This window comes from Nocardioides sp. L-11A, from assembly GCA_029961745.1.
In the GTDB taxonomy this organism is placed as follows: Bacteria; Actinomycetota; Actinomycetes; order Propionibacteriales; family Nocardioidaceae; genus Nocardioides.
The window spans coordinates 1,451,515-1,470,004 of sequence record CP124680.1 but is presented as its reverse complement, the minus strand read 5'-3'; the positions used below and the strand labels follow the sequence as shown (position 1 = coordinate 1,470,004).

The 18,490-nt window shown below is 73.1% G+C and carries 18 protein-coding genes; 6 read left to right on the top strand and 12 right to left on the bottom strand.

Translation table 11 applies throughout. The features are described from left to right. Positions 1-7: 7 nt before the first annotated feature. The 6 genes from QJ852_06915 to QJ852_06890 are packed head-to-tail and all read right to left on the bottom strand — an operon-like array spanning position 8 to position 6,299. Positions 8-988 (bottom strand): LLM class flavin-dependent oxidoreductase, encoded by a 981-nt coding sequence (locus tag QJ852_06915; protein ID WGX98168.1) that lies wholly within the window; start codon positions 986-988, stop codon positions 8-10. Further along, positions 985-2,268, bottom strand: coding sequence for a M20/M25/M40 family metallo-hydrolase (locus QJ852_06910; protein ID WGX98167.1), 1,284 nt, complete (start codon positions 2,266-2,268; stop codon positions 985-987). The genes QJ852_06915 and QJ852_06910 overlap by 4 nt, the downstream gene beginning before the upstream one ends. Further along, complete coding sequence (locus QJ852_06905) at positions 2,265-3,353, bottom strand: ABC transporter ATP-binding protein (protein WGX98166.1); 1,089 nt, start codon at positions 3,351-3,353, stop codon at positions 2,265-2,267. Before QJ852_06905 ends, QJ852_06910 begins: the two co-directional genes overlap by 4 nt. Then, the gene (locus QJ852_06900; protein WGX98165.1) at positions 3,350-4,174 is read right to left on the bottom strand and encodes an ABC transporter permease subunit; all 825 of its coding nucleotides are present in this window, start codon (positions 4,172-4,174) and stop codon (positions 3,350-3,352) included. The genes QJ852_06905 and QJ852_06900 overlap by 4 nt, the downstream gene beginning before the upstream one ends. Next, positions 4,171-5,079 carry an ABC transporter permease subunit gene (locus QJ852_06895; GenBank protein ID WGX98164.1) on the bottom strand — a complete coding sequence of 303 codons (909 nt, stop codon included), beginning with the start codon at positions 5,077-5,079 and terminating at the stop codon, positions 4,171-4,173. The genes QJ852_06900 and QJ852_06895 overlap by 4 nt, the downstream gene beginning before the upstream one ends. Further along, complete coding sequence (locus QJ852_06890; protein WGX98163.1) at positions 5,070-6,299, bottom strand: extracellular solute-binding protein; 1,230 nt, start codon at positions 6,297-6,299, stop codon at positions 5,070-5,072. The genes QJ852_06895 and QJ852_06890 overlap by 10 nt, the downstream gene beginning before the upstream one ends. A 168-nt stretch (positions 6,300-6,467) precedes the next feature. Here QJ852_06890 and QJ852_06885 point away from each other — a divergent pair, with 168 nt between their 5' ends. Together QJ852_06885 and ilvA are read left to right on the top strand one after the other, a co-directional pair. Then, positions 6,468-7,904: a PLP-dependent aminotransferase family protein gene (locus QJ852_06885; protein ID WGX98162.1), complete on the top strand. Its 1,437-nt coding sequence runs from the start codon at positions 6,468-6,470 to the stop codon at positions 7,902-7,904. Next, positions 7,901-9,112, top strand: coding sequence for a threonine ammonia-lyase (gene ilvA, locus QJ852_06880; GenBank protein WGX98161.1), 1,212 nt, complete (start codon positions 7,901-7,903; stop codon positions 9,110-9,112). The genes QJ852_06885 and ilvA overlap by 4 nt, the downstream gene beginning before the upstream one ends. 13 nt (positions 9,113-9,125) lie before the next feature. Here the strand turns inward: ilvA and QJ852_06875 are convergent, their stop codons facing one another. Both QJ852_06875 and QJ852_06870 read right to left on the bottom strand, forming a co-directional pair. Continuing rightward, positions 9,126-10,550, bottom strand: coding sequence for a carboxyl transferase domain-containing protein (locus tag QJ852_06875; protein WGX98160.1), 1,425 nt, complete (start codon positions 10,548-10,550; stop codon positions 9,126-9,128). Next, positions 10,547-11,746, bottom strand: coding sequence for a CoA transferase (locus QJ852_06870; protein WGX98159.1), 1,200 nt, complete (start codon positions 11,744-11,746; stop codon positions 10,547-10,549). Before QJ852_06870 ends, QJ852_06875 begins: the two co-directional genes overlap by 4 nt. Positions 11,747-11,835: 89 nt before the next feature. Between QJ852_06870 and QJ852_06865 the strand changes: the two genes are divergently transcribed. Then, a complete protein-coding gene (locus tag QJ852_06865; GenBank protein ID WGX98158.1) occupies positions 11,836-12,537 on the top strand; it encodes an FCD domain-containing protein in 702 nt (233 codons plus the stop codon). On the opposite strand, the gene QJ852_06860 is transcribed toward QJ852_06865, so the two are convergent. From QJ852_06860 to QJ852_06850, 3 genes are all read right to left on the bottom strand, one after another. Beyond that, entirely contained in the window at positions 12,503-13,090 is a 588-nt protein-coding gene (locus QJ852_06860) for a hypothetical protein (GenBank protein ID WGX98157.1), read from the bottom strand. The two genes, QJ852_06865 and QJ852_06860, sit on opposite strands and share 35 nt — an antisense overlap. 1 nt (position 13,091) lies before the next feature. After that, positions 13,092-14,504, bottom strand: a complete 1,413-nt coding sequence (locus tag QJ852_06855) for an SIR2 family protein (GenBank protein WGX98156.1) — start codon at positions 14,502-14,504, stop codon at positions 13,092-13,094. 111 nt (positions 14,505-14,615) lie between these two features. Next, positions 14,616-15,395, bottom strand: coding sequence for an enoyl-CoA hydratase-related protein (locus QJ852_06850; protein ID WGX98155.1), 780 nt, complete (start codon positions 15,393-15,395; stop codon positions 14,616-14,618). 16 nt (positions 15,396-15,411) lie between these two features. On the opposite strand from QJ852_06850, the gene QJ852_06845 reads away from it, so the two are divergent. After that, a complete protein-coding gene (locus tag QJ852_06845) occupies positions 15,412-16,083 on the top strand; it encodes a PaaI family thioesterase (GenBank protein ID WGX98154.1) in 672 nt (223 codons plus the stop codon). An 8-nt stretch (positions 16,084-16,091) separates the two neighbouring features. Here QJ852_06845 and QJ852_06840 read toward each other — a convergent pair whose 3' ends face one another. After that, positions 16,092-16,475: an MmcQ/YjbR family DNA-binding protein gene (locus QJ852_06840; GenBank protein ID WGX98153.1), complete on the bottom strand. Its 384-nt coding sequence runs from the start codon at positions 16,473-16,475 to the stop codon at positions 16,092-16,094. A 140-nt stretch (positions 16,476-16,615) separates the two neighbouring features. Here QJ852_06840 and QJ852_06835 point away from each other — a divergent pair, with 140 nt between their 5' ends. Together QJ852_06835 and QJ852_06830 are read left to right on the top strand one after the other, a co-directional pair. Beyond that, complete coding sequence (locus QJ852_06835) at positions 16,616-17,062, top strand: hypothetical protein (protein WGX98152.1); 447 nt, start codon at positions 16,616-16,618, stop codon at positions 17,060-17,062. 105 nt (positions 17,063-17,167) lie between these two features. Beyond that, positions 17,168-18,484: a DUF222 domain-containing protein gene (locus tag QJ852_06830; protein ID WGX98151.1), complete on the top strand. Its 1,317-nt coding sequence runs from the start codon at positions 17,168-17,170 to the stop codon at positions 18,482-18,484. Positions 18,485-18,490: the final 6 nt, after the last annotated feature.

The following is an 18,490-nucleotide window of genomic DNA, read 5'->3' as shown; positions in this document are numbered from 1 at the left end:
TCGGGGGTCATCGCAGGGCGTGCGCACGGTCGGCGAGGCCGGCCGCGTGCGCGGTGAATCCGGGGTGCTCCGCGGCCTGGAGCAGCACCACCTCGTCGACGCCGGCGGCGGCGAGGCGCTCGAGCCGGGTCGTGACGGCGGCGAGGTCGCCGGCGAGACAGAGCTCGTCGACGACCCGGTCGGCGACGTCGTCGGGGCGCCCGTCGCGGGCACAGGCCGCCGCCTCCTCCAGGTCGGCGAGAGTGAGCTCGCCGGCCGTCAGCACGGGCAGCAGCGACGGGATGCGCAGCAGCCGCACCATCGTCGCGGCGACATCGGCCTTGAGCCGGGCACGGGCGAGGGCCGGGTCGTCGTCGAGCGCGGCGGCGACGAACGCGGTCACCCGGCCGCGCCGGCCGGTCCGCTCGGCCGCGCGGTGGTCGCGTGCGATCCGCTCGATCTCGGCCGGCGGCACGTGCGCGGAGATGACGATCCCGTCGGCGGCCGCCGCGCTCATCGCGAGCATCCGCGGGCCGATCGTGCCGACGACCAGCGGCGGGGCCGCGACCGGGAAGGACAGCCGGACGTCGCGCAGCCGATGCACTGCACCCTCGTGGGCGGTGATGCCCTCGCCGAAGAGGGCGCGCAGGACGACGAGGGTCTCCTCGATCGCGTCCACCGGGCGGGCGACGCCGATGCCGAGGTCCTCCAGGACCCGGGGCCCGCCGACGCCCAGCCCGAGCACCAGCCGCCCGCCGGAGAGCCGCTGCACCTGCCCGGCCTCCATCGCGAGCACGGCGGGCGAGCGGGTGAAGGCGCTGACCACGCCGATGCCGATCTCGACCCGCGAGGAGCGGGCCGCGACCGCGCCCGCCGTCGCGAACGCCCCCGGCCAGTAGGGGTTCTCCGCGATCCAGACGCTGTCGAGCCCGGCGCGGTCGACCTGCTCGACCAGCGCGAGGGCGGCCGCCGGGTCGAGCCCCTGCGGGTAGCCGACGCCGATCTTCATCGTTCCTCCTCGCTCCGCGCCGCGACGGCCGCGACGGCCGCGGTGATCGCCACCGCGGCCCGCATGCCGTAGCGGTAGTCGTCGACGCGGACGTTCTCGTCCACGCCGTGGTTGTTCTGGTCGGCGCCGGCGAGCGGCACCAGCAGGACGGGCGCGTCCAGACCGTCGGCGAGCGCGGCCAACGGCAGCGTGCCGCCGAGGGACGTGACGACCTCCGGCGCGGTACCGCCGGCCCGCGCGAGCGCGTCGACGACCGTGCCGAGCCACGGCTCGTCCGCGGCGCACCGGTAGGGGTCGGTCGCACCGATCACCCGCGCCGAGACGCCGGCGAACCGCTCCAGGTGGGCGACCACGGCCGCCCCGACCTCGCGCGCGGGCTGCCCCGGCACCAGCCGGCACTCGACCTTCGCGTGCGCCCGGTGCGGGACGACGGTCTTCATGCCCTGACCCTGGAAGCCCCCACCCAGCCCGGCGATCCCAAGGTGCGGCCGCAACGCGGGCGCCTCAGGATCCGCAGTGCTGTCGGGGAATCCGGCCACCGCCACCCTCCCGTCGGCGTCGTGGAGGGAGGCCAGCGCCGCGACCAGCCGTGACGCCGCATTGGGTACGGCGCCGCCGTACGAGCCGCCGTGCAGCTCGCGCTCGGCGCCGGTGACCGCGACCTCGACGTACACCAGGCCACGGCAGCCGCGGACCACCGTCGGCGCACCCGAGCGGTGCATCGCGCCGTCGGTGGCGACGACCAGGTCGCTGCCGACGGTGGCGCGGTGCGCGGCGAGCACCGGCCCGAGCGACGGGGAGGTGGTCTCCTCCTCACCGTCGATGATCACGCTGACGTCGACCGGCAGGTCCGGTCGCGCCGCCAGCAGCGCCCGCAGGCCGTGCAGCACGGCGAGGTGCTGGGCCTTGTTGTCGGCGCTGCCGCGTCCGTACAGCCGCCCGTCGCGCAGGGTCGGGGCGAACGGTGCCGAGGTCCAGCCGTCGGCGGCGGCCGCGGGCTGCACGTCGTAGTGGCCGTAGAACGTCAGTCGGGGCGCTCCGGGCGGTCCGGGGCGGCGCCCGACGACAGCCGGATGACCGGCGGTCCCGACCACCTCGCCGGTGAGGCCACAGGCCCGCACGAACGCGCACAGCCGGTCGGCCGCGTCCCGGATCCCCTCGCCGGTCGAGCTCACGCTCGGCTGGGCGACGTGCTCGGCGAGTACGGCGAGCGCGGCGTCCAGTTCGTCGTCGAGACGGGCGTACACGTCGTCGAGGAGCTCCGGGCCGATCACCGTCACGCGGCACCCCGGTCGGGGTCGTGGACGAGCGCCGCCCGGTCGCTGCGCCAGCCGATCCGGCCGCGGCCGCCGACGTCGGGCACGACGGAGCCCGCCGGCACCCGCGAGCGGACGACGGCGCCGCCGAGCACGGGCACCGTCCAGGTGAGATCGCGGACCGCGCCGTGGAACTTGCTGCCGGCCAGCTCTGCGTCGAGCACCACGTCGGTGCCGGCGGCCGGGTCGAGGAGGACGTCCTCCGGCTTGATCGCCAGCGCATGGGCCGCCGGCACCGCCGTCGCGGGCACCGCCAGCGCGAGGGCCGTCTCGCCGACCCGGAACCGCGTCGCGCCGCCGGTCCCCTCGATCTGGCCCGCCAGGAGGTTGGAGGCCCCGACGAAGCGCGCGGTGTAGGCGAAGGCGGGCCGCCGGAAGATGTCCTCCGGCGCGGCGACCTCGAGGATCCGGCCCTCGGCCATGATCGCCACGCGGTCGGCCATCGACATCGCCTCGTCCTGGTCGTGGGTGACCATCACCGTCGTCACCCCGACCTTGCGGATGATCGACTCGACCTCCGCCCGCATCCGGTCGCGCAGGTTGGCGTCCAGCGCCGAGAACGGCTCGTCGAGCAGGAGGATCCGCGGCGCGGGCGCCAGCGCCCGGGCCAGGGCCGCACGCTGTGACTGACCGCCCGAGAGCTGGGCCGGCTCGGACTCCGCGAACTCCTCCAGTCCGACCAGAGCGAGCATCTCGGCGACCCGCCGGCGCCGCTCCGGACGGGACATCCGGCGCCGCAGCCCGTACTCGACGTTGCGGGCCACGCTCAGGTGCGGGAAGAGCGCGTGGTTCTGGAAGACCAGGCCCAGCTCGCGCCGCCACGGCGGGGTGAACGTGACGTCGTCGTCGCCGAAGTGGATGGTGCCCGCCGTCGGCGTCACCAGGCCGGCGATGGCCCGCAGGGTGGTCGACTTGCCGCAGCCGCTCTGCCCCAGGAGGGCGGTGATCTCGCCGGGCGCGACCGTCAGGTCGAGGTCGGTGACCACCGGGCCCTTGCCGTAGTCGACGCTCACGCCGGCGAGCGCGACACGCTGCGATGGTGCCGTCATTGAAGCAACCTCACTCGTAGGAACCGTTCCACGGCGGCAGCCGCCGCCAGGAGGAGAACCGCCAGCAGCAGGGACAGCGCAGCGAGCACGGGGCTGCGGTTGCTGGCCATCTGCTGGTAGATGCTGATCGGGAGCGGACGCTGGTCCGAGGGCGCCAGGAACAGCGAGAGCGGCACGTTCACGAAGGAGAGGGTGAACGCGAACACCGAGCTCGCGATGAGTGCCGGGCGCAGCATGGGGAAGGTGACCGTCGTCAGCACCCGGACGGGCGAGGAGCCGAGGGCCATCGCCGTCGCCTCGTACGACGTCCCCTGGGTCTGCAGGGCGCCGGCGACCAGCCGGATCACGAACGGCGCGACGAAGACCCCGTGCGCCACCACGAGTCCCGCCAGGCCGACCCGGAGCTGGAGCTGGTTGATCACCTGGAGGATCGCCAGGCCGACCACGATCTGCGGGATGACGATCGGGCCCATCAGCACCGACGTCACCCCCGCACCCGACATCCACCGCGGACCGCGGGTCACCGCGAACGCCGTGGAGACACCGAGGACCAGCGCGAGGGCGGTGGCCCCGATCCCGATCTTGGCGCTGGTCCAGGTGCCCGCGACGAACTCGTCGTAGGTGAGTAGGTCGGTGAACCAGTGCAGGGTGAGGCCGCGCATCCGGTCGGGGAAGACCGGCGAGTCGTTGAAGGCCTGCACGACCACGGGCAGCACGGGTCCGAGCACGAAGGCGAACCCGAGCACCACCGTCGCCGTCCGCAGCACCCGCCAGCCGATCCAGCCCTGCTGCCGCCGTCGGCGGTGCGTCCGGGCGCTCATCGAGCGGCCTCACGGCGGACGCTGCGACTGAGCACCCGGCCGTAGACGGCGACCAGGAGCAGGCCCAGGCCGACGAGGAGGACCGAGCTCGCGGCCGCGAGGGTGGGGTTGAAGGTGTTGACCAGCTGGCTCACCAGCGTGGTCAGCACCAGATTGCGTTCCCCACCGAGGAAGCGGGCATTGACGAACGCGCTCATCGCCATCGCCAGACCGACGATCGAGGCCGCGAGGATCCCGGGCCGGCACAGCGGGAGCACCACCCGGAACACCGTGCGCACGGGCGGGACCCCCAGCGTCAGCGACGCCTCCAGGAGATCCTTGGAGACCGTGCGGGCGATCGGATAGAGCGTGAGGACGATGAACGGGACGACGAAGTGGACCGTCCCTATCGTCATCGCGATCTCGGTCTCCGCCACCCGGCCCGGCGTACCGCCCCACAGGGGACGCAGCGCGTTGACCACCCGGTAGCCGATGCCGCCCTCGACGAAGAGGCCCATCCAGCCGAGCACCGTGATGACCGGGCCCGACAGGATCGGCGCGACGAGGAGGAACAGCCACACCGAGCTGACCTCCTTGCGGCGGAAGGCGGTCAGCCCGATCACCAGGGCCAGCCCGATCACGACGCTCGCGATCCCGCCGACCACGCTGACCCGAAGCGTCCGCAGCAGCACGTCCCGATAGATCGGGTCGGTGAGCAGGCGGTGGTAGTTCCCCCAGGTGTCGTGCGGGGCGCTGGGATCGCCGAGCGGGTTGGGCTGGAGGCTCTGGTGGAAGATCACCGCGGCCGGCACGAGCACCGCGACGGCGAAGGCGATCACCGCCGGCAGCACCGACAGCCCGGACCCTCCGATGACGTGGCTCGTCGAGGCCCGCGCGCCGCGGACCCGGCGAGGAATCACTCCCACGAGGGCAGCACCTCGGAGTTGAGCCGCTCGGTCCACTCCGCGCGCTTGGTCGCGATCTTGCCCAGGTCGAAGAAGCGGACCTGGTCGAGGATGTCCGCCGCGAGCGGGACCCTGCCGGCGATCTTGGGCGCGATCGTGGCCTTGACGTTGGCCGGCGAACCGAGCCACTCGCCACAGAAGGCGGTCTGCACGTCGGCGTCGAAGGCGACGTCGAGGAAGACGTGCGCCAGGTCCTCGTTGGGCCGACCCTTGACGATCGCCATCGTGTTGTCGGCGGCGATCGCCTTCTCCTCCGGGAAGTCGAAGGTGAAGCCCACCCCGGCGTCGTTGGCGCCGAGCAGGGAGTAGTTGAACTCCGGTACGACGCTCACCTCGCCCGCCTTGGCGCGGTCGGCCCACTCGCCCCAGAAGTACTGGAGCACGGCGGGGTCGAGCTTCGCCAGCGCCTTCAGGCCGGGATCGATGTCGCTCTCGGAGCCGCCGTTCAGCTCGGCCGCCATGATCAGGAACATCGGCATCTGGGTGTGCCCGATCCCCGGCAGCCCGAGCTTGCCCGCGAGGTCGGGCCGCCACAGGTCCGACCAGCTCGTCAGCGCCGGCACGCCGGCCGCCCGGGTGAGACCGAACGCGACGAGGCCGTAGGAGATGCCGTACGGGAACAGCTTCGCCCAGTCCGCGATGTCCGCGGCGTTGGGGACCCGGCGGGTGTCGATGTCGGCGAGAAGGCCCTGCCGGTTGGCCTGGAAGACGTTCTCACCGGAGTTGACGAAGACGTCGACGGTCGGCGCGCTGGCCTGGGCGAGCAGCTTGTTGAAGCGCTCGCCGCCCGACCCGGTGTCGTACTGCACCTTGGCGCCGGTGAGCTTGCGGAAGACCGGCTCGACGGTCTCCTTGAACGCCCGCTCGGTCTCGCCGCCCCAGACCGAGACCGACAGGGTGCGCCCGCTGCCGTCGGGGATCCCGGTCGCCGACGCGCCGGCCGCCGGGCTGCTGTCGCCGCCGCAGGCGGCCAACAGGGTCGGTGCCGCGGCGACACCGGCGCCGATGCCGAGCCACTTCAGGACGTCGCGCCGCGACCTGGCCGCGGTGACCAGCCCGCCGAGGGACGCGCGCGTCTGCGCCAGGTGGGTGGACGACCCGAGCCGTGTCGCGACATCCTGTGCCCACTCGTCACGCTCCCCGAGCCGGCGTGACGCATTCTGCGAACCGTTGAGAGACATGCCTCGCTCCTTGGAATCACCAGTTGGTCTGGTTTGGACTGGACGAGCCTCGCATATTGGAATCTCTTTGCGTGACCAATTCCAGATGTCAGGTAGTCTGCGGAGGAACGACCCGCGCGTACATATCCAATCTGCCGCATATTGGCCTTGAAATGCAGAGGAAGGCATATGACTGGCCTCAACCTCGGTGACGTGCTCGGCCCCTGGGCGTCCGGCGCCGGCCCGCGCTACGTCCAGCTCGCCGCCGCCGTCCGCGCCGCCGTCGAGCGCTACGACCTGGCGCCCGGCACCCGACTGCCACCGGAGCGGCAGATCGCGGACTCTCTCGGCGTCAGCCGCACGACGGTCGTCGCCGCCCTCGACCGGCTCAAGCAGGACGGCTGGCTCGAGGCACGGCAGGGCGCCGGCACCTGGGTCGCAACCCGCGGCGAGACTCTCGGCGTCTCCCCCGACGGCGCCGTCTACTCCTCCTACCCCGTGCAGCGGCTGCTCCGCTCGACCCGCGAGCCGGCGCCGGCGCTGATCGACATGGCCAGCGCCGCGTTCCCGGAGCCCGCGGGCGTGACCGAGGCCCTCGCCACCCTCGACCTCGACCCCGGCGGGATCGGGATGGGCTATCTTCCCTACGGCCATCCCGACCTGCGCGCCGCGATCGCGAGCCACCTGAGCGCCCGCGGCCTGCCGACCGTGCCGAGCCAGATCCTCATCACGACCGGAGTGGCCCAGGCGATCACGCTGCTGGCCCAGCTCTTCCTGCCGAACCGCGAGCCGGTCGTCCTCGAGAACCCCACCTGGACGGGCACCCTCGACGCCATCACCGCGCACGGGTCCAAGATCCGCTCGCTGCCGGTCGACGACCAGGGCGCCCGGGTCGACCTGGTGCCCGACGCGATCGCGAAGTCGCAGGCCGACCTCGTGCTCGTGACGCCCGACTTCCACAACCCCACCGGGGCACAGCTGACCCTCGGCAGGCGCCGGCGCCTGGCCGAGCTCGCCCACGACCTGCAGGTGCCGGTGGTCGAGAACATCGCCCTCGCGGGGCTCCACCTGGGCGACACCCCGCTCCTGCCGCCCATCGCGTCGTTCTCGCCGGACCGCTGGATCCTCACCGTCGGCTCGTTCTCCAAGGTGGTCTGGGCCGGCCTGCGGATCGGGTGGGTGCGCTCCTCGGAGCCGACCATCGACCGGCTCGCCCGGCTCAAGGCGGTCGCCGACAACGGCACGCCGGTGCTCAGCCAGCTCGTCGTGCTCGGCCTGATCGACCGTTTCGACGAGCTGGCCGCCGGACGCCGTGCGCACGCCGAGAAGGGTCTCGCCACGCTCACCGCGGCGCTCGCCGAGCGGCTCCCGACCTGGCGCCCGAAGCCGCCGGTCGGCGGGCTGTCGATGTGGACCCAGCTCCCCCACGGCAGCGCCCACGAGTTCGCCCGAGTCGCCCTGCACCACGGTGTGGACCTCTCCCCCGGACCGATCTTCTGCGCCGACGAGAGTCATCACGACCACGTGCGGCTGCCCTTCGTCGCGCCACCGGCGGTCCTCGTCGAGGCGGTCGACCGCCTCGCCGCCGCCTGGGCCGACTACGAGCGCGAGCGGGAGGCGCTGTGATCGACCTCGACGCCATCCGCGCCGCCCAGCGCCTGATCGCACCGGTGGTGGTCCGCACCCCGCTGGAGGAGTCCCGGTGGCTCTCCGGCGTCGTCGGCGGACGGGTCCTGCTCAAGGCCGAGAACCTGCAGCGGGCGGGGTCGTTCAAGATCCGTGGCGCCTACGTGCGGATGAGCCGGCTCACCCCGGCCGAGCGCGCGGCCGGCGTGGTGGCGGCCAGCGCCGGCAACCACGCCCAGGGCGTCGCACTGGCCGCGCAGCTCCTCGACATCCCGGCCGTCGTCTACATGCCGCGCGGGGCCTCGATCCCCAAGGAGGCGGCCACCCGCGGGTACGGCGCCGAGGTGCGCATCGCCGGCGCCACCATCGACGAGGCACTCACCCATGCCGAGGCGTACGCCGCCGAGACCGGCGCCACCCTGGTGCACCCCTTCGACCACCCCGACATCGTCGCGGGCCAGGGCACGCTCGGCCTGGAACTGCTGGAGCAGTGCCCGGAGGTGGCGAGCGTGGTCGTGCCCGTGGGCGGCGGCGGGCTCGCCGCGGGCGTCGCGCACGCGATCCGCACCGTCCGGCCCGACGTCCGCATCGTCGGCGTGCAGGCCGCCGCCGCGGCCGCCTATCCGGCCTCGTTGCGCGCCGGCGCACCGGTCGCACTGGACCGGATGGCGACCATCGCCGACGGCATCGCGGTCGCCCGCCCCGGGAACCTGCCCTTCGCCCACGTCCGGGCGGAGGTGGACGAGGTCGTCACGGTGAGCGAGGACCAGATCGCGCATGCCGTCCTGCACCTGATGGAGCGGGCGAAACTGACGGTCGAGCCGGCCGGTGCGGTCGCCGTCGCCGCCCTGCTCGCTGCCCCGGCGGCCTTCACGACGCCGGTGTGCGCGGTGCTCTCGGGCGGCAACATCGACCCGCTGCTGATGATGAACGTGATCCGGCACGGCCTGGCGGCGTCGGGTCGCTACCTGTCCGTGCGGGTCCGCATCCCCGACCGCACCGGCGGTCTCGCCGGCCTGCTCGCCGAGCTGGTGCGCTGCGAGGTCAACGTGCAGGAGGTCGCCCACGACCGCGCCACCCGGCACGCGCTCGGCGAGGTCGACGTGTCCCTCCAGCTGGAGACCCGCGGTCGCGAGCACACCCGCGCCGTCGTCGCCACGCTGCGCGAGCACTACCTGGTCCTCGAGCACGACGCCGAGCGGCCCTGAACCGCACGGCCGCCTAGCGCACGGGAGCGGCGGCGAGCGCCGTACCGCACGCCGCCGCCACGGCGACGGCCAGCGCGGCCGGGCTGTCGTCGTCGCCCTCGGGTACGACGACGTGGACCGCGCCGTCCGCGTGCAGGTCGACCGCGCGGACTCCCTGCCGGCGCGCCATGTCGGCGGCGTGGGCCACGTGGCCGTGCACGATCACGCTGGCCCCCTCCGGGGGCAGTGGCGCGAGCCAGGCGCGCTCGGCCGCGATGACGGTCCGCGCGGGCAGCAGCGCCAGCGCTCCTCCGCCACAGCCCTGCCCGAGCAGCACCGACACCGTGGGGACGGTCAGCGTGGTCAGGGTGGCGATGCAGCGGGCGATCTCGCCCGCCAGCGCGCCCTCCTCGGCCGCCTGCGACAGCTCGGCGCCGGGTGTGTCGATGACGGTCACCAACGGCAGGCGCAGCTCCTCGGCCAGCTCCATGCCGCGCCGCGCCTGCCGGAGCGCGGAGGGCCCCATCGGCGACTCGGGCGTCTGTCGTGACCGGTCCTGCCCGACGACCACGCACGGCTGCCCGTCCAGGCGGGTCAGCGCCACCAGCACGGTCGCGTCGCGCTCCCCCTCGTCGGTGCCGGAGAGCCGAACCGTTCCCGAGGCGCCGTGCCGCAGCAGGTCGCGCACGCCGACGCGCTCCTCGGCGCGGGTGCTGGTGATGCACGCCCACGCGTCGCGGTCCGTGGCGGCGCCGAGGCGGCGCGGCAGCGTCGGTCGGACCGGCGGATCCACCAGGACGCCGAGCGCCCGGTCCACCAGCTCCGGCAGGTCGTCGGCCGGGACGACCGCGTCGATGACCCCGTGGGCGGCGAGGTTCTCCGCGACCTGGACCCCCGCCGGGAACGGCGAGCCGTGGAGCGCCTCGTACACCTTCGGCCCGAGGAAGCCGACCAGCGCCCCCGGCTCGGCGACGGTGATGTGGGCGAGCGAGCCCCAGGAGGCGAACACGCCACCGGTGGTGGGGTGACGCAGGTAGGCGAGGTACGGCAGACCCGCGGCACGGTGGTCCATGAGGGCCCGCGAGATCTCCACCATCTGCACGAAGGCGGGCGTGCCCTCCTGCATCCGGGTCCCGCCGGACGCCGTGGCCGCGAGCAGGGGCAGCCCCTCGGCCGTCGCGCGGCGGACCGCCGCCACGATCCGCGCCGCCGCCGCGCGCCCGATCGAGCCCGCGAGGAAGCGGAACTCGTTGACGACGAACGCCACCGGCCGGCCCCGGACCAGCCCGCGACCGGTGATCACCGACTCGTCGGTCCCGGCCCTGGCCGCCGCGGCCTCCAGCTCAGCGCGATAGTCCGGCGCCACGCCGGACAGGTCGACGGGCCGGTCCCAGGACACCGCGGTGCCGGCGTCGAGCACCAGGTCGACCAGGTCGCGGGCACCGAGCCGGACGCTCACGCCTGCCCCACCCAGGCGCGCAGCGCGGCACCGTGCTGGTCGAGGGTCGGCGGCGCCCGGTGTCCGCTCGGGGTCCGCTCGACGCCGCCCGCTTCGAAGAAGCGCAGCGGCGGTCCGGGCAGCCGCACCCGGCCCAGCGTCGAGTGGTCGACGTCCAGCAGGAGTCCCTGGCTCTCGGTCTGGGCCCACCCGTAGACCTCGTCGAGGGTGCGGACCCGCCCCGCGGGGATGCCGGCGTCGTCGAGACGCTCGAGCAGCTCCTCGGTCGACCAGGTCGCGAACGCCGACTCGACCAGGGCGACGGTCTCCTCCCGCCGCGCGACCCGCTCGGCGTTCGTCGCGAGGCCCGGACGATCCGGGTCGAGGCCGAACGCGGCACAGAACCGGGACCACAGCGACTCCGAGCCGACCGCGATCTGCACCGCACCGTCGGCGCAGCGGAACAGGCCGTAGGGAGCGATCGACGGATGGTGGTTGCCCTGGGCCCGGCCGACCTCACCGGCCACGGTCCACCGGGTGCCCTGGAAGGCGTGGACACCCACCGCCGCCGACAGCAGCGAGGTGCGCACGATCTGTCCGACCCCGGTGCGCGTGCGCTCGTGGAGCGCCGCGAGCACCCCGTAGGCGCCGTACATGCCGGCGAGGAGGTCGGCGATCGGGGTGCCCACCCGCTGCGGGTCGTCGGGGCCGGAGCCGGTCAGGGACATCAGTCCCGCCTCCCCCTGGGCGATCTGGTCGTAGCCCGCGCGTCCGCCCTCGGGCCCGTCGTGGCCGAAGCCGGTGATCGACAGGGCGACCAGGCGCGGGTTGCGCTCCAGGAGCGTGTCGAGCCCGAGCCCGAGGCGCTCGAGCACGCCGGTCCGGAAGTTCTCGACGAGCACGTCGGCGCGGTCGACGAGGCCCAGGAGGACCGCACGGTCGGCGTCGTCCTTGAGGTCGAGCGCGATGGACTCCTTGTTGCGGTTGGCCGAGAGGAAGTACGTCGACTCCCGCTCGCCGCCGCCGTCCGGCTCCACGAACGGGGGACCCCAGCCCCGGGTGTCGTCGCCGCGTCCGGGGGCCTCCACCTTGACCACGCGGGCACCGAGGTCGCCCAGCATCATCGTCGCGTGCGGCCCGGCCAGCGCCCGGGACAGGTCCACCACCAGTACGCCGGCGAGCGGGCCCGCCGTCCCCTCGTCCTGCTCCGGTCCCATGGGTCTCCTCCGTCACCTGGCACGGTCGCCTCGTTGGCTCAGTGGCCTAGCCAATAGGACACCGTGACACCTGTCAATAGCATGGGCCCATGGCCGCCGACCGCACCCTCGTCCCGAAGGTCGCCCGGACCCGGCTCTACGAGCAGGTCGCCGAGCAGATCACCGCGTGGATCGCCGACGCCGGGCTGGGGGTCGGCGACCGGCTGCCCCCGGAGCGCGAGCTGGCCCAGCAGCTCGGCGTCAGCCGGGCCACCCTGAGCCAGGCCCTCGTGGCCCTGGAGGTCATCGGCGCGGTCACCGTGCGCCACGGCGACGGGACCGTGATCAGTCAGACGACCGCCGGCACCATCGCCCAGGCGATCCGCGAGCACGCCGACCGGCTCCCCGAGATCCTCGAGACCCGCGACGCGCTCGAGACCAAGATCGCCGCCCTCGCCGCGCAGCGCCGTACCGACGAGGACCTGGCCCAGATCGAGGCGGCACTCGCCGCCATGGCGGCCGAGATCGCCGCCGGGGGACGCGGGATCGACGGCGACGAGAGGTTCCACGCGGCGGTCACCGCCGCCAGCCACTCCGCGCTGCTGGCGCGGCTCATGGTGGAGATCGGGGCGCTGGTCCGCGAGACCCGGATCGAGTCGCTGTCCCAGCCCGATCGCCCGCAGGCCTCCCTCGCCGGCCACCGGGCGATCGCCGCCGCCATCGCCGCCGGCGACCCCACCGCCGCCGCCCGCGCGATGCAGGACCACATCGGGCTGGTCAGCGAGGTGGCTCTGCTCGACGACGGCAGCTGAGTCGCCGGGTCGCGGCCCATCCGCCGCCCTGGGGGACCAGGTGGGCACCGCTGCCGGCGGTGGCGTCGATCGACACGCTCATCACGATCAGGTCGGTCCTGCCGGCCGCCGCCAGCGTCCGCAGAGCACCGAGCATGTTGGCACCCGAGGCGATCACGTTGTCGACGACGACGAGCCTCCCCGGATGGCGTCCGGTCACCGCAAGGCTGTCGCACACGCTGTCGAGGCCGGGACGCTCCCCGGACGAATGCGCCGAGGGGATCTCGTGAGGACGCAGCAGGCATTCACGCAGCGGCAGTCTCCAGCTGGTCGCCAGCGCCGCGGCGAGCGCGTGCCCCGGCCCCGGAGACCCGTCATGCCCGGGCACCCAGGTCACCGCGTCGGCACGCTCGGGCCGGGGCAGGAGCTCGGAGGCTCGACGCAGTGCGTCGGCAGGTTCGAGGTAGTCCCGCCCCCAGCGGTCGACATAGGGCCGGGCAGCCAGCCGCACCCCCCGCGCCAGGTCGCGGATCGAGCCCGCGTGCGGGCCGAGCGTGACCAGTTGCGCTCTCATCTCAATGGTGCCCGCGCAGGTGGGTGCTGACCTCGTGCGCCACCAGCTCGGCCAGCACGATGGGATCGTCCATGCTCAGCGAGCGCAGCATCTGTCCCCCGGCCGTCCGGCTCATCTCGTTCCACAGCTCCTGGCTGTACGGCACCACTCCCCCAGCATCCTCCCCGACCGGGACGGGAAGGACACGCACCCCCTGCCTCCGGCACTCCTCGACCTCCAGGCGGGTGTGCTCGCCGCCGCCGATCACGATGCAGATGCTCGCCCGGGAGCACAGGTCGACGCGGACGTCGGCCGACTCGGTCCCGGGGAAGACGATGGTTCCCAGCCGGCGCTCGGTGACGGTCTCGGTGCCGACACCGGGCTCGCTGCGGCGTACCTGGACCAGGCGCGAGTCGCCGTAGCTGCCGGACCGCTCCAGGTGCTCCGCGAAACGGTGGGCGACGACTCCGATCGTCTCGCTTCCGCCGTGGACGAGGCTCACGCTCTCGTGGACGGTGGCCAGCTTCGTCCCCAGCGCGCTCATGAACTGGGGGATCGCCGGGCCGACGGTGCCGAGCGAGCCGCAGACCATCACGGTGGGCGGCCGTGAGGCGACCTCGAGCCGGCGGAGGAGATCCGGGATGTCGTCGAAGGAGTCGACCTCGACCGCCTCGACGCCGCCCTGGCGAAGATCCGCCGTCTGCAGGGCGTACAGCGCCGCGGTCGAGCGGTCCAGCTCGCCGTCGACCTTCTCGACGATGGAGTAGTGACGCTGCATGTTGCGCGACTCGCTCGTCCGCACCAGACGCAGGAGGGTCTGCATGTTGGGGTCGGCGAAGCTGATCCCGATGAAGAGGATCGACTTCGTGTAGAAGTCGGCGATCAGCCGGGCCCAGGTCCGCGGATAGGTCTTCACGTACGCGTCGAAGTCGTCGCGCGTGATGACCAGGCGTCGCCCCGGAGTGGCCTCGATGTCGTCGATGCCGCCGTGCATCTTGACCAGCGTGCAGCCCCCGCGCGACAACGATCCGGTCATCTCCGAGTCGTCCTGGATGATGCGCGGCAGGTGCCCCTTGTCGCGATGATGGGCCAGCTCGAGGAGGTTGTCGAAATTGAGGGACCAGAGGTAGGGCACCGGGAGGTCCCACAGCAGGTGGTGGATCGGGTTGGGGTCGAAGTCCCGGGCCGTCAGGGCCGAGCGGATGGCCTTCGTCAGCCGTGCCCGGCCTCCGTCGATCTGCGACACGTAGTACGTCGCCAGCAGCGCCAGATCGGAGAAGGACTCGTCGAGGTCGAGCTCCGCGCGGGCGTCGGCGAGAAGCTCGTTCCAGTCGGGAAGGCTGCTGGGGACCGAGATGCCGGCGCCGCACACGACCGCCGCGTCGCCGGCTCGCAGGCGACGAGCGAACTCAGTGATGAAGTCGGTCGGTTCCATGGTCGCCCTGCCCTTCCACGCGTTCTCCCGGGTAGGCCGAATCCTGGCAGCGCGGGGCGCCGAGGATCCCTGGAACCCCTGAAATGCCGTCGTACGGGCGCGGGGCGCGGGTCACCGGCCCGTCCAGCGCGGCTCACGTCGCTCGAAGAACGCGGCGACCCCCTCGACCAGATCGGCGGAGGCCAGCAGCCGCTCGTGCGCGGCGTGGCTGGCCGCCCAGCTGGCGGTCTCGTCGCCGTTGATCTCGTCGTGTGCCAGCGCCAGTGCCGCACGGACGGCGAGGGGCGCGTTGCCGCTGATGGTGGCGGCCAGGCCGAGGGCGATGTCGAGGGTCGTGCCGGGCTCGACGAGCCGGTTGACGAAGCCGAGACGCTCGGCGCGGACGGCGTCGATCGGCTCGCCGGTCAGCAGCATCTCGCGGGCGACATTGGCCGGCAGCACCCGCGGGGCGCGGAAGACGCCGCCGAAGTCGGGTAGCAGGCCGCGCTTCACCTCGGGGAAGCCGAAGCTCGCCGTACGGGAGGCGACGACGAGGTCGCAGCACAGCACCAGCTCGAGGCCACCGCCCAGCGCGTAGCCCTCGACAGCGGCGATCAGTGGCTTCGGGCGGGCACGCGACATGATCCCGGCGATGCCGCCGCGCTCCGTCGGCTCCCCCGGGCCCTCGGCGAGGTCGGCGCCCGCCGAGAACACGTCCGGCCCACCGGTCAGGACGCCGCACCACAGGCCGTCGTCGTCCTCGAGCAGGTTGAGCGCCTCGTCGAGGCCCCGGGTGACGGCGCCGTTGATGGCGTTGCGCTTGGCCGGGCGGTCCAGCCCGATGACGAGGGTGCGCTCGACGCGGATGGTCTGGACGGCGGGGTTGGCCGGTGCGTCGGCGGTCTCACTCATGCACGACAATCTAGGGATGCCCATGGAGATGTTCATCCACGACGAGATCCCGACCGACGAGGTCGAGCGTCGCGAGAAGGCCCTCTCCGCCCTCGCCGATTCGGTGCGCGACCTCGTCGACGCCACGATCCGCAGCACCGTCGCCGACGAGGAGCTGGCGGCCGTGCGGGCCGATGTCGACGGGCTCGTCGCCCGCCTGCGGGCCGCGCAGCTGCCCGGGCCCGCAGGGGTCCGCTTCAACTCGGAGGGCCGCAGCTGGAACTGGGGCAACGCCGTCGTGGGCCGGGGCAACGCGGTCGCGCCTCCGGTCGACATCGTGCATGACGCCTTCGGCAGCGCGTACGCCGAGATGACGCTCGGGGCGGCGTACGAGGGCCCGCCGGGGATGGTGCACGGCGGCGTGTCCGCGCTGATGCTCGACCAGATCATGGGCGAGACCGCGAGCGGCTTCAAGCGGCTGACGATGACCGGCACCCTCACCCTGCGCTACCGCCGGCCGCTGCCCCTCGGGCCGGTCCGGATGGAGGCCCGGATCGCCGGCGAGGAGGGCCGCAAGATCACCGTCGAGGCGCGGATCGGCGTCCCGGGCGCGGACGCTGCCGTCGAGGCGACCGGACTGTTCCTCATCCCGAAGTGGGCGCCGCTCGACGAGACGGAGCAGGGCTGGTCCCGCTCCGCCGAGGGCTGAGCGGCCGCTCAGGCCCCGGGTCGGTCGACGAGGTCGACCAGGCGCTGCGGCGCCTGCAGGCAGAACGAGTCGGTGAGCAGCTCGGCGAGCTCCTCCCAGTCGGTGTCGTCGTCGATCAGCAGGCCGACGACATTGCCACCCCACTCGGCCTTGAAGTACGGCGCCCCGAGGTGCTGGAAGGCCATCACCTCCTCCGGCTCGGCGCGCAGGACGATCCGGAACAGCTGGTCCTCACCACCGAAGACGTGCGCGACGGTGGCGGTCGTGCCCGCCACGCGCCAGCGCACACCGACCCAGGCGTCCTCCTCACGGCACTCCGGCAGCCGCGCGAAGATCGCGCGCAGGCGCGCGACGTACGCGCCGGGGACGTCGGGACGGGTCGGGCGGGCCACGACAGGAAATCTGCCACACCGCGCCGACAGCGGCACCGGGCGAGGAAGATCATGGGTTCGCCCCACGGCGGATGGGTAGGACGGTCCCGGTGAGGCCCCACCAAAGCGAGGCCTCCATCCGATCGAGGAGACAACGAGACATGCGTACACGAATCCCGGGCCTGCTCCTGGCGGCGACCGTCGGACTCTCCGGCCTGCTGACCGCCTGCGGCAGTGACGACGCGGACAAGCCCGACACCGAGGAGAAGTCCTCGCAGAGCACCGAGACCCAGGAGTCCGACACCGACGCCGATACCGACGACGACACCGGCGACGCGCCCGAGGCCGACGGCGACAAGCCGTCGCGCGACGACGTCGTCGCCGGGTACGGCGACATCGTGAAGGAGACCAGCGAGCAGGCCGGTATCGACATGCCCGAGGGCGTCATCGAGAAGGTGCTCTCCTGCTTCATCGACGAGGTGTACGACGACGCGTCGGCGAAGACCCTCCAGGCGCTCGCCGACAGCGACCCGACCGGCATCGACCCGGCGGACGTCGAGCTGTTCACCAACGCGCAGGCCACCTGCCAGCAGGCGGCGATGGGCTGAGCACCGACTCCGTCGGTCGGCGGCGTCGGTCCTTCGGGACCGGCGCCGCTGGCGTGTCCGGCGGGTTCCCGGGGTTGTGTCGGACCCCCTGTGTTTGATGCCGGCATGGTCAGTGATGGGACGGTGGCGGGTCTTGAGGACCTGTCGGCGGTGGGGGTGCTCGAGTTCGTCGAGCGCCAGCACGCCGCGCGTCTGGAGGCTGAGCGTGAGGTGTTGCGGGCGGCGTATCAGTGGGCGGTGCTGCACCATCCCGACCGGCTGCCAGCCTCGGATCGGCGGGGCCGGTCACGAGCGAGACCAGCGGGTGGGGCCGGTACGCCGCTGGTCACCGAGCATGCTGCGGCGGCGTTCGGGGCCCGGGTCCAGCTGAGTCCCTATGGCGCGCGCCGGTTGATCGCGGATGCGGTCGACCTCCACCTCCGCCTCCCGAGGCTGTGGGCCGGGGTCCGGGCCGGCACGGTGCGGGTGCCGCATGCCCGCCATGTCGCGGCCGCGACCCGCGACCTCACTCCTGAGGAAGCAGCCTGGGTCGACGCCGAGGTCCATGAGGTCGCGGACGGCCGGTTGGCGTGGTCGAGGTTCGAGTCCGTGGTGGACGGCAAGGTCGCCGCCGCCGCGCCGGAGTTGGCTCGGGTCCGGGAGGAGGCTGCGGCGAAGGAGCGGTGTGCCCGCATGTCGCGGGTCAACAAGCACGGGATGGCCACGTTCACCATCCGTGCCGACGCACTCACCATCGCGGGGATCGATGCTGCGGTGAGCGCGGTCGCGGAGAGGTTGAAGGACCAGTTGCCCGACGCGGACTCCAACGACCGCCGGGTTGCAGCGGCGGCGTTGTTGCTCAATCCCACCGCACACGCCGACCTCGACCTCTCGGACGGGCCGGTGAAGGTCCGGGCCACGGTGTACCTGCACCTGTACGCCGACTCACCCATCGCCCGTCTCGAGGGCCACGGTCCGGTCACCATCGCCCGGATGATGCGACTGCTCGGTGAGGCGGGAGCGAGAGTCCGGATCACCCCCGTCATCGATCTACCTGGCCAGGCACCGGTCGATGCCTATGAGATCCCCGCGCGGCTGCGTGAGGCGGTGCACCTGATCCATCCCGCCGACGTGTTCCCGTTCGCTGCGAACACCACCCGCAACGTCGATCTGGACCATGCGGTCCCCTACAGCGAGGGCGGGCCGACCAGCATCGGCAACCTGGGGCCGTTGACGCGTACCCACCACCGGGTCAAGACCCACGCCGGTTGGGAAGCACGACATCCGTTCCCCGGGATCGTGATCTGGCGCGATCCCTACGGGGCCCACTACCTCATCGACCCGACCGGCACCCGCCGGGTCACCCCCACCACCGGTGACGACACACCGACCCGCACCGACATCATGGTCACCCATTTCGTCCTCGACCACACCGCCGCCTGACCGACA